Origin of the sequence: Stenotrophomonas sp. FR012 (assembly GCF_047520565.2) — a bacterium.
Lineage (GTDB): Bacteria > Pseudomonadota > Gammaproteobacteria > Xanthomonadales > Xanthomonadaceae > Stenotrophomonas > Stenotrophomonas sepilia.
Genome location: NZ_JAXBQL020000002.1, coordinates 1 through 10201, shown reverse-complemented (window position 1 = coordinate 10201; position 10201 = coordinate 1). Strand labels below are relative to the sequence as shown.

Here is a 10201-nt window from a genome sequence, read left to right as displayed (position 1 = left end):
CCGACGTCGGCGCAGGACCTGCAACGCGGCCCGCAGAGCCTGGTGCTGCTTGACTTCCGGCCCGAGCACGCGGCTGCCTCGAGCGTACTGGCACAGCAGCTGCAGCAGACCCAGCCGGACCTGGCCCTGGTCGCGGTCGGCGCCACCAGCGCCGGCCAGGTCGAAGGCGTGGTGATTGCCCTGCGCGCCGGCCTGCGCGATGTGCTGGACCTGGACAGTGACAACGCCGGCATCGAGGCGGCCCTGCGGCGCGCACTGTCACCGCGCCCGGCCGCGGTGGCGCAGCATGCGCACAAGGCGCGCCTGATCGTGCTGCTGGGCGTGCGCGCAGGCGTCGGCACCAGTACCCTGGCCGCACATCTTTCGGTGCTGGCGCAACAGACGCGGGCCCTCGCCCAGGGCGATGCAGTGCAACAGGACGGCCTCCTGATGGAACTGGCACAGCCCACCGGTGACCTTGCGCTGTACCTCAATCTCGACAGCCGCTTCCACTACGAGGATGCGCTGCGCAACGCCAGCCGCATCGACGCCACCCTCGCACGCACCGCGATGGCGCGCCATGACTCCGGGCTGGTGCTGCTGGACCGTGCCGGCGGCAGTGATGCCGTGCCCCCGTCCGACCCTGGCGCGCTGCTGCAGCGCCTGCGCGGGGTGTTCGCCAGCGTGCTGTGTGATGCCGGCGGCTGCCCGCTGCGGCAGCTGCCGCCGCTGTTGCTGGACCAGGCAGACGAGATCTGGCTGGTCACCGATGCGTCGATCGCCACGCTGGTCTCGCTGGACCAGGCACTGAAGCATCTTGCAGGCCAGCGCGAGCGCGAGAAGCGCCTGCAACTGGTGATCAACCGCCACGACGACAGCAGCGGCATGAGCCCGGAACAGATCGCACGCCGCTTCGAACTGCCGTTGCTGGCGACATTGCCTGAACGACCGCGTGTGCGCCTTGCCGCCAGCCAGGGCCGCCTGCTGCTGCAGGATGCGCCGCGCGATCCCTACCTGCGTGCCCTCGCCCCGCTCGTGTCACGGCTGGACCCGGCTGCCTGCCCGGTCCAGCCGCATGGCCTGCGGGAAAGACTCTCCCTTGCCCTGGGTGGATCGCAATGGAAGACAAGGTAACCCCGTTCCCGCATGCCGTTGCCCGCCCGCTGCTGCACGAAAGCCCGGGCCACCTGCCGTTCGCACAGACCGAGCAGTACCAGAAGGTGCTGTCGGCCGCGCATGAGCACCTGCTCAACAGCATCGAGGACGAGCGCATCGACATCGATTCCTGGGCCCCGGATACCATTGCCCGCTGGGTGCAGGTACAGACCGTGGGCTTCATCCAGGAATGGCGCATCCCGATCAACGAAGAAGAGATGCAGGTGGTTGCCGAGGGCCTGGTCAAGGAGCTGACCGGTTTCGGCCCGCTGGACGACCTGCTCCACGACCCCTCCATCGAAGACATCCTGATCAACGGTTTCAAGGACGTGCACGTTTCGCAGGGTGGCCAGCTCCGGCGTGCCACCCAGCGCTTCACCGATGACACCCACCTGCTGCGCATCCTGCGCCGCATCCTCGCGCCGCTTGGCCGCCGGCTGGATGATTCCAATCCGATGGTCGATGCGCGCCTGCCCAACGGCGGCCGCCTCAACGCGATCATCTCGCCACTGGCGGTGGACGGGCCGATGGTGTCCATCCGCAAGTTCCGCAAGGACCCGTTCACCCCCGACGAGCTGCTTGCCAAGGGCACCTTCGACGCACCGATGCAGGCCCTGCTGAAGGCGATGGTGCTGGGCCGCTGCAACATCCTGGTCTCCGGCGGCACCAGTTCCGGCAAGACCTCGCTGCTGAATGCACTGGCCAGCTACGTGCCACCCAGCGAGCGCGTCATCACCGTGGAGGACACCGCCGAGCTTTCGCTGAACCATCCGCACGTGGTGCGCCTGGAAAGCCGCATCGGCGGCGCCGAGGGCCAGGGCGCGGTCAGCATCCGCGACCTGGTGCGCAACAGTCTGCGCATGCGCCCGGACCGCATCGTGGTCGGCGAAGTGCGCGGCGCTGAAGTGCTGGAAATGCTGCAGGCGATGAATACCGGCCATGACGGATCGATGGCCACCATCCACGCCAACACGCCACGCGACTGCCTGTACCGCATCGAGATGCTGGCAGGCTTTGCCGGCTTCCAGGGCAGCGAGGACAGCCTGCGCCGGCAGATTGCCAGCGCCATCGACTTCATCGTGCAGATCTCGCGGCTGGGCAGCGGGCGCCGGGTGCTGGTCTCGATCACCGAGATCACCGGGGTCAGCGACAACCTGATCACCACCCAGGAAATGTTCCGCCACGAGGTGCAGATCGACGCCACCGGCCGCGAGACCGACCGCTGGATCGGCCTGGGCTTCCATCCGCACTCGCACAAGCTGGAGCCGTTCCGCCAGCAACTGCGTGAATCGCTCTACGGGGACTTCTGAGCATGGGCACCGGCCTGCTGCTGGGCGTGTTGAGCATCATCTCGGTGCTGCTGGCGCTGGCCGTCTGGCTATGGGGCACCGCCGCCAGCCGTGAGCAGCGCCAGGCCTCGCTGCAGCATGCCGAGCAACAACTGGCGCGCGGCAGCGCGGCCGGCGCGGTACCGGCCGGGCCTGCCGTTGCGGCGGCCAACGATTCGACCCGCCCGGCCAGCACCGGAACCCGTGTACTGCCGTGGGACGGTGTCCTGCAGCGCGCCGGCCTTCCGCCGGGCTGGAAGCTGCCACTGATGCTGCTGGTGCCGGGACTGATGCTTGCGGTCGTGGCGGCGATGCGGCTGGGCACGGCCTGGATGTTTCCGCTGACCCTGCTGCTGTACCTGCTGGGCTGCTGGCTGTGGGTGATGCGCCGGATCACGAAGCTGCGCGCGCAGCTGCTGCACCAGATGCCGGACTTTCTCGACAACCTGGTCCGCCTCACCGCGCTGGGCAACAGCCTGCAGGCCGCGTTCCAGGTGTCTTCGATGCAGACCAGCGCGCCACTGCGCGGCCTGCTCGACACCACGGTGCGCTATGCGCGCAGCGGCATGGACCTGGATCGTGCATTGAGCCTGGCCGCGCAGCCGTACCGGATGGACGTACTGAAGGTGCTGGCAGTGGTGATCGGCGTGAGCGTGCGCATCGGTGGCCGCGCCGACCAGATCCTGCAACGCATGGGCGATTTCATGCGCGACCTGGAACAGGCCCAGCAGGAACTGGCGGCCACCACCTCGGAAACACGGATGTCGGCCTGGGTACTGGGGCTGCTGCCGCCCGCCAGTGCGGTGCTGATGGCGATCTCCAGCCCGGCGTTTTTCCAGCCGGTGCTGCACGACCCGCTCGGTCACAGGATCCTGTTGATCGCGCTGGGCCTGGAACTGCTAGGGGCGTTCCTGCTGTACCGCCTGGCCAAATCACTATGACCGCCCACAGCCGCCCCGGAGGTGCCCGATGAGCGCCAGCGCCTGGTTCGCCCTTTCGCTGCTGGTGCTGGCGGCCGGCGTCGCCCTGCTCGGTATCGCCGGCTGGGTGCGCAGCCATCGCGAGCACCGCACCTCAGCCACACTGAAAACCGCCCTGCAGCCGCGTGAGGAAGGCCGCGACACCGAGGCCACGCGCCGCGACTCGCTGGGCTGGATCGAGCGCTTCGGTCGCTCGCTCAGTGGCGGCCGCCTGGAGGCTGCGCTGCTTGCCAACGAAGACAAGCTTCTGTTGGACCTGGCTGGCTGGAACACGCGCCGTGGCACCGCGATCTATCTCGGCCTGCGCCTGCTGCTTGCCCTGTTGGTGCTGGCGCTGGCGCTGGCGTTCAGCAGCGCGCACGGGCTTGCCAAGGTGATGGTGGTGATCGGTGCGCTGGCGGCCGGGCTGCTGCTGCCCAAGTTCGTGCTGTCGTCGTGGGTCAAGCGCCGCCGCCGCGCGGTCGAGAACGAGCTGCCCCTGCTGATCGACCTGCTGCGCCTGCTGCAGGGCGTGGGCTTCAGCATGGACCAGAGCCTGCAGACCCTGGGTGACAAGCTGCGCGATGCATTGCCGGTACTCGGCGGCGAACTGCAGGAAGCCAATGTGGCCTATACCCATGGCCGCACGCGCGCGCAGTCGTTGCGGCGGCTGAGCGAGGTCTACGCCGATGATGACCTGGCCAGCCTGATGCAGTTGATCCTGCAGGTGCATGCGCACGGCGGCGCAGTGCAGGAGCCGTTGCGCCAGTTCAGCATCCGCCTGCGCGAACAGCGCCGCAACGCGTTGAAGGAAAAGGTCGGCAAGCTCTCGGTGAAGATGACCGTGGTGATGATGCTGACCCTGTTGCCGGCACTGATGCTGGTGCTTGCCGGCCCGGCGCTGGTCGCGCTGGCCACCACCCTGTCCAAGATGGGATCTCCCTGATGCCTGCCCTGCGCACCTCCTGCCTGCTGCTTGCCGTCGCCCTCGCCGCCCTGGCCAGTGGCTGCGCCTCGACCACACCGAAATATGTGCGGGCGCCCAGCCTTGCGCCGCCGGAACCCGATCCGCAGGACAGCCGCAACGCCTATCTGGAGCTGATCGAACGCATGCAGCAGCAGGGCGCCTGGTATGCCTCGCTGGCCCACGTGGAGGCCTTCCGCCAGCGCTATGGTGATCGCCCTGCCCTGCGCCTGCTGCAGGCCGACGCACTGCGCGAGACCGGCCAGGCCGACGCGGCGGTCACGCTGTATCGCGAGCTGTCCAGCGGGCCGCAGGCCGCGGCGGCCGCCCACGGCCTGGGCCTGATCGCTGCACGCCGCGACGACGACGCCGGAAGCGAACAGGCGCTGGCGCGCGCCACGCAGCTGCAGCCCTTGAACACCGACTATCTGGGCGACCTGGGCTATGCACGGCTGCGTGCCGGCCAGTTCGATCAAGCCCGCGAGCCGCTGGCCAAGGCCCTGGAACTTTCACCGGGCAACGCCAAGGCAACGGCCAACCTTGCACTCTGGGCGGTACTGCGCGGCGACCAGGCCACGGCGGAGCGGCTATCGGCACAGGCCAGCCTCAACGAGGAAACGCGCCGAAGCATCCAGCAGCAGGCCCAGCAGATCCGCACGCGCCTGCAGCAACGACAGGCCGCTGCCGCCGCCAACGCAGCCACACCTGCACACACGGCGAGCGTCGAGAGTGGCGCTCGTGCATCGGGCGGCGCACGGCTGGCGAGCGAACCCCGCCGCGACCCGCGCGACCAACGCGATCCGCAGCGCCTGCCCCCCTCGATGCTGGAACGCTTCAGCGCCACCGACCACCCGACCGGAAGCACACCATGACCACGATGCGCCAGATCCGACGCCTGTTGCCCGTGCTGTGCTGCCTGCTTGTGGCCGGTGCCGTGCAGGCACAGCAACAGCCATTGACCGGACAGATGCTCGGTGGCCCCTCACTGTCGGCACCGGCTACAGCGCCGATGCAGGCCGAACCGCTCCCCACCGTGGAGTTGGCCGCACCGGCTGCATCCGCCGAGGTGACTGGAGCGCAAGCGTCGACCATCGCAACCGACGTCGCACCTCTTTCAGCACCGCCCGCCGCACCACGTGCACGCCTGCAGAGCGGCGAGGCGACCCGCAACCTGTTCCGCCTGCAGGCCTCCGGGCAGCAGGCCGGCCAACGGCTGCCGATCCTGGGTGACCAGGCCACGCTGAGCTATGCGCGTTACCTGAAGAGCTTTGAACACGAGATCCCGGACTTCTTTGAGACCGATGTCTCCCGGTCCAAGGACGCCTCCTCCTCCGGACGCTGAGGTCGGCCATGAAACGCCCACGACAGTTCAGTTTCAGCCGCGCACGCGGCGGCATGTCGGTCACGATGATGCTGGTCATGCTGGCGCTGGTGGCCATGCTGGGCCTGATCGAGATCGGCTATCTGTTCTGGGCCAAGCGTGACGCGCAGAAGGTGGCCGACCTTGCCGCACTGGCCGGCGCACAGCGGCTGGAGCTGTGCAGCCCGGACAACAGCGACAACAGCGCTGCCCGGCAGAATGCGGTGGTCCAGAACGGGTTCGCAGGCACCCTGCAGATCCGCTGCGGCAACTGGAGCGCCAGCCGTGGCACCGGCACCCGCTTCGTCACCAGCGTCGATGCCAGCAATCCCCGCAATGCGGTTCAGGTGATCGCCGAGCGCAGCGTGCTGCCCTTCTTCGGTCAGACTTCCAGCCTGCCCACCGTGAGCGTGCAGGCCGTGGCGCGCCGTGCCGAACCCACCGCGGTGTTTGCGGTCGGCTCGCAGCTGCTGCGGACCAATGGCGATTCAGTGCTGCTGTCCACCCTGCGCCTGGTTGGCCTGGACGTCACCAATGCCACGGTGCTGTCCTATGACGGCCTGGCGCAGGCCAACGTGACTCCGTCCGGCCTGCTGAAAGCGCTCAACATACCGGTAAGCGCCAACCTCAGCGTGGCCGACTTCAATCGCCTGCTGTCGGTCAACAAGATTTCGCTGGCACAGCTGGTCGATGCTACCGCCACCGTGGTCGGCCGTGACTCCGCAGTGGGGGTGCAGCTGCGCGCCCTGTCCGATCTGGTTGCCACCCAGCTGGACATCAACAAGCTCAACATCGTGCTTGGCAGCCAGTCCGGCGGCGGTGGCCTATTTGCCGAAGTTGTCTCGCCCGACGGCACGGTCGGCAGCGCACTGGAGTCACAGATCAACGTGCTCAACCTGATCAACACCGCGATCTCCATCGCCAACGATGGCAACGGCGTGGCGGTCAAGGGACTGGACCTGCTGGGCATCAGGATCCAGGCCGGCGTGGTCGAGCCGCCATCGATCGCCATCGGCGGCGTCGGCAGCCGTGCCTACAACGCGCAGGTGCGGCTGATGGCGGACGTGGACAGCAACAACCTGTTCGCGCTGGGGCCGCTGCTGAACCTGCTTGGCACGCGCCTGCACCTGCCGTTGCACGTCGACGTGGCCAACGGTATGGGCACCTTGACCGGCATCCAGTGCGGCGGCAGTCCACCCAAGGCCACGATCCAGGTGGACTCGTCGGTGCTGCGCGCCTGCGTCGGCAATGTCGACCCCGCACAGCGCTTCTCCAAGGCCAATGTCTGCGATGCCACGCTGCAGGACGAACAGCTGCTGAAGCTGCTGGGCCAACCATTGATCAACGACAGGATTACCCTGCCCGCCCTGACCAGCACGCAGACCCTGACCCTGGCCGCCGGCGAGACCGGCTCGACCCGGTTCAATCCGCTCGCAATTGGTGACGCAGTGTCGAGCCTGGTCAACGAACTGCTACGGGTGCTGTCGGGCATGCTCAATTCGCCCAAGCAGGGCATGAACGCCAACGACACCGCCAAGGCGCTGGCCGATCGCTACCTGCAGGCGGCCTTTCCGACTGGCGGACGCTACAACGTCGACCAGGTCATCCCGCTGCTGCGCGATGGCGATCCGGCGCGCAATCTCGCCCCGCTGGGCAACTGGACGGTGAAGAATGGCGTCCCCAAGCCTTGCCTGCTGGGCCTGACCACCTGCTGGGAAGACGGTTCGGTGTGGACCGGTTACAGGACGACCGTCACCGGCCAGGGCCTGGGCCTGCTCGATGGCCTGCTTGGCTCGCTGGTCGGCGGCCTGCTGATCAACCGCTGCGACAGCCTGCTCGGCAACCTGATCGATTACAACGGCTGCGTGCGCAACAATCTGGCGTCCTACATCCAGACCGCACCGGCCGGCTTTCTCGATGGTGCCGGGGGAACGGGTGTCACCAACCCCGATGGCAGCGTCAGCTGCAGCGGACTGCTGTGCACCCTGCTGAAGCCGATCCTGGCCGCACTGCGGCCGGTGCTCAACAGTATTGGCACCCTGCTGACCAACCTGCTGGCCAGCGTGCTGGGCGTTGAACTGGGCCGGACCGACGTCAATGTGCAGTCGATCCAGTGCAGCGCCGCACAGCTGGTCTACTGACCGGTGACGGGCGCCCTTGGCGGCGCCCACACCCATGCTAGACTCCCGGCGGGGAACCACCTTCATCTCAACCCACACTCATCCGTGGATGGTCTAGACATGCGAGAAACTTCAGGGGGCGCGGTCTTTGCCCGGCACGCGCGCAGCGCGGCAGTGCTGGCCGTGGTCATGATGCTGGTGGCACCGGCAGCGATGGCTGCACGTGGCGACCGCGAGGCGGCAGCCGAACCGGCGCGCAGCGCGCCTGTGGTGCGCAATACCGTGGACGAACTCAAGCAGTTGATGGACTCGCGCCAGCTGACCGAGCTGCGCACCACTTACAACGGCAACTACGGCGCCAGCCTGCTGTTCAATGCCAACACCCTGACCTACTACGTCGCCCTGTTCCAGGAGAAGAACTTCTGGCGGGTGATCAAGACCGATGCGGTGGACAACGCCGAGCGCGTCTACCGCACCTTCGCGCAGCAGTCCGAACAGCTCGCCCAGGTCTACATCGACACCACCCGTCTTGAAGCCGGCAAGCGCTACACCGAGCGCCTGGTGGCCTACAACGAAGAACGCCTGCGCACCCTGCAGCAGGAAATGGAACAGCAGCAGGCGCAGTCGGCACAGGTCAGCGCGGCCCTGCAGCAGGCCCAGCAGCAGGCCGTGAGCCTCAGCACCGACGTGCAGAGCACCAACAGCCAGCTGGACGCCCTGCAGCGCCGCATCCAGATCCTGCAGGCCGAACAGGGCAACCCGGAGTTGAGCCTGCCCAAGCCGGACAGTGTGCCCGCACCGGCCGCCGCAAGCGACGGTCGCTGAGAGCTGCACTCACGGTACTCACGCGACGGCGCCCTATGGCGCCGTTGTCGTTTTCGGCACTTCAGCGTCCCCGCGTCACTGGCAGGCGCCGTAGACCGCGTCATCCAGCTGCCGGCGCTGCACGAAATCCAGGCGCCGACGCTTGAGCAACGCCTGCTCGCGATCACGCCGGGCACGCTCGCAGGCCGCCGCATCCGTGCTGATCGTGATCAGCGCACCGTGCGCCCGCGCCGCACGCCGTGGCCGGGGCGATGGCTTCGGTGTCGAGGCCGCTGGCGCCACAGCGCCGCGGGACAATGACTGCTCCGCGGGCACGTCCCAGCGCCATGCGGCACGCCCCTGGCAGGGTGTCTGCTGGTAGACCGGGTGCGGTCCATCCACGCACTTGTAGACATGGGTCTGTGCCGGCGCTGCCATGGGCAGCAGCAGGCACAGCATCAGCGACCATCGCATGGCGGGCATCCGTGCGTTCCTGTGGCGGGCTGCGCTCATCCTCGGCATACGGCTCCCGTCCTGCCAGAGCGATACGCGTCACATCCGATGCAATCCAGCACAGCCGTGCAAGTCGGTCGCCTGCGCCTGCGCTGTACTGCCGAAGGCACCGGCATCCTGCCGAAGCCTTCCCTCCCTTCCGCCAAGGAACCTGCAATGAGCAACTTCGTCACCGTCGCCGATGGCGCCCGCATCTTCTACAAGGATTGGGGCACCTGCCAGCCGATCGTGTTCGCCCACGGTTGGCCGCTGTCTTCCGATGCCTGGGATCCGCAGATGCTGTTCATGGGCCAGAACGGCTTCCGCGTGGTCGCCCACGATCGCCGCAGCCACGGACGCTCCAGCCAGACCTGGAACGGCAACAACATGGACACCTATGCCGATGACCTGGCCGCGGTGATCGAAGCGCTGGACCTGAAGGACGCGATCCTGGTCGGCCATTCCACCGGCGGCGGTGAAGTGGCCCATTACATCGGCCGCCACGGCAGCGCGCGCGTGGCCAAGGTGGTGCTGGTCGGCGCCGTGCCGCCGCTGATGCTGAAGACCGCTGGCAACCCCGCCGGCACCCCGCTGGAGGTCTTCGACGGCATCCGCAAGGGTACCGGCGGCGACCGTTCGCAGTTCTTCAAGGACCTGACCACCCCGTTCTTCGGCGCCAACCGGGATGGCAACAACGTCACCCAGGGCATGCGCGATGCGTTCTGGCTGCAGGGCATGCTCGGTGGCGTCAAGGGCCAGTACGACTGCGTGCACGAATTCTCGGAAGTGGACTACACCGAGGACCTGAAGAAGATCGACGTGCCGGCGCTGGTCGTGCACGGCGATGACGACCAGATCGTGCCGTTCGATGCCTCGGCCAAGCTGTCCTCGCAGATCATCAAGGATGCCGAACTGAAGGTGTACGCCGGTGCGCCGCATGGCCTGACCATCACCCACGCCGACCAGTTCAACGCCGACCTGCTGGCGTTCGCACGCAAGTGAGGTATCGCGGCGGCGCTACCCAGCGCCGCCCCAAAAAA

At 67.6% G+C, this 10201-nt stretch carries 10 protein-coding genes; 9 read left to right on the top strand and 1 reads right to left on the bottom strand.

Going from position 1 to position 10201, the window contains the following annotated elements:
* The 8 genes from ACM0O9_RS04125 to ACM0O9_RS04090 form a co-directional block, all read left to right on the top strand.
* On the top strand, window positions 1–1113 hold a 1113-nt coding region (locus tag ACM0O9_RS04125; RefSeq protein WP_495495875.1), incomplete at its 5' end, for a CpaE/TadZ family protein.
* Entirely contained in the window at window positions 1098–2444 is a 1347-nt protein-coding gene (locus ACM0O9_RS04120; protein WP_053500164.1) for a TadA family conjugal transfer-associated ATPase, read from the top strand. The genes ACM0O9_RS04125 and ACM0O9_RS04120, both read left to right, overlap by 16 nt.
* Before the next feature lie 2 nt (window positions 2445–2446).
* Window positions 2447–3403, top strand: coding sequence for a type II secretion system F family protein (locus ACM0O9_RS04115; protein WP_005416988.1), 957 nt, complete (start codon window positions 2447–2449; stop codon window positions 3401–3403).
* Between the two features lie 28 nt (window positions 3404–3431).
* Complete coding sequence (locus tag ACM0O9_RS04110) at window positions 3432–4367, top strand: type II secretion system F family protein (RefSeq protein ID WP_005416989.1); 936 nt, start codon at window positions 3432–3434, stop codon at window positions 4365–4367.
* Window positions 4367–5257: a tetratricopeptide repeat protein gene (locus tag ACM0O9_RS04105; RefSeq protein WP_065178479.1), complete on the top strand. Its 891-nt coding sequence runs from the start codon at window positions 4367–4369 to the stop codon at window positions 5255–5257. The genes ACM0O9_RS04110 and ACM0O9_RS04105 overlap by 1 nt, the downstream gene beginning before the upstream one ends.
* Complete coding sequence (locus ACM0O9_RS04100; RefSeq protein ID WP_164229998.1) at window positions 5254–5727, top strand: DUF3613 domain-containing protein; 474 nt, start codon at window positions 5254–5256, stop codon at window positions 5725–5727. Before ACM0O9_RS04105 ends, ACM0O9_RS04100 begins: the two co-directional genes overlap by 4 nt.
* A gap of 8 nt (window positions 5728–5735) precedes the next feature.
* Window positions 5736–7886 carry a TadG family pilus assembly protein gene (locus ACM0O9_RS04095; protein WP_005416993.1) on the top strand — a complete coding sequence of 717 codons (2151 nt, stop codon included), beginning with the start codon at window positions 5736–5738 and terminating at the stop codon, window positions 7884–7886.
* A 99-nt stretch (window positions 7887–7985) separates the two neighbouring features.
* Window positions 7986–8690, top strand: a complete 705-nt coding sequence (locus ACM0O9_RS04090) for a DUF2968 domain-containing protein (RefSeq protein ID WP_032954256.1) — start codon at window positions 7986–7988, stop codon at window positions 8688–8690.
* A 75-nt stretch (window positions 8691–8765) separates the two neighbouring features.
* Here ACM0O9_RS04090 and ACM0O9_RS04085 read toward each other — a convergent pair whose 3' ends face one another.
* Window positions 8766–9152, bottom strand: coding sequence for a hypothetical protein (locus ACM0O9_RS04085; RefSeq protein ID WP_065196127.1), 387 nt, complete (start codon window positions 9150–9152; stop codon window positions 8766–8768).
* 186 nt (window positions 9153–9338) lie between these two features.
* Between ACM0O9_RS04085 and ACM0O9_RS04080 the strand changes: the two genes are divergently transcribed.
* The gene (locus ACM0O9_RS04080) at window positions 9339–10163 is read left to right on the top strand and encodes an alpha/beta fold hydrolase (RefSeq protein WP_414604264.1); all 825 of its coding nucleotides are present in this window, start codon (window positions 9339–9341) and stop codon (window positions 10161–10163) included.
* Window positions 10164–10201 lie beyond the last annotated feature (38 nt).

Excerpts from the sequence above, each read along its gene's own strand:
- ACM0O9_RS04085 (WP_065196127.1), bottom strand. The coding sequence starts at position 9,152 with ATGCCCGCCATGCGATGGTCGCTGATGCTGTGCCTGCTGCTGCCCATG.
- ACM0O9_RS04110 (WP_005416989.1), top strand. The coding sequence starts at position 3,432 with ATGAGCGCCAGCGCCTGGTTCGCCCTTTCGCTGCTGGTGCTGGCGGCC.
- ACM0O9_RS04080 (WP_414604264.1), top strand. The coding sequence starts at position 9,339 with ATGAGCAACTTCGTCACCGTCGCCGATGGCGCCCGCATCTTCTACAAG.
- ACM0O9_RS04100 (WP_164229998.1), top strand. The coding sequence starts at position 5,254 with ATGACCACGATGCGCCAGATCCGACGCCTGTTGCCCGTGCTGTGCTGC.
- ACM0O9_RS04115 (WP_005416988.1), top strand. The coding sequence starts at position 2,447 with ATGGGCACCGGCCTGCTGCTGGGCGTGTTGAGCATCATCTCGGTGCTG.
- ACM0O9_RS04090 (WP_032954256.1), top strand. The coding sequence starts at position 7,986 with ATGCGAGAAACTTCAGGGGGCGCGGTCTTTGCCCGGCACGCGCGCAGC.
- ACM0O9_RS04105 (WP_065178479.1), top strand. The coding sequence starts at position 4,367 with ATGCCTGCCCTGCGCACCTCCTGCCTGCTGCTTGCCGTCGCCCTCGCC.
- ACM0O9_RS04120 (WP_053500164.1), top strand. The coding sequence starts at position 1,098 with ATGGAAGACAAGGTAACCCCGTTCCCGCATGCCGTTGCCCGCCCGCTG.
- ACM0O9_RS04095 (WP_005416993.1), top strand. The coding sequence starts at position 5,736 with ATGAAACGCCCACGACAGTTCAGTTTCAGCCGCGCACGCGGCGGCATG.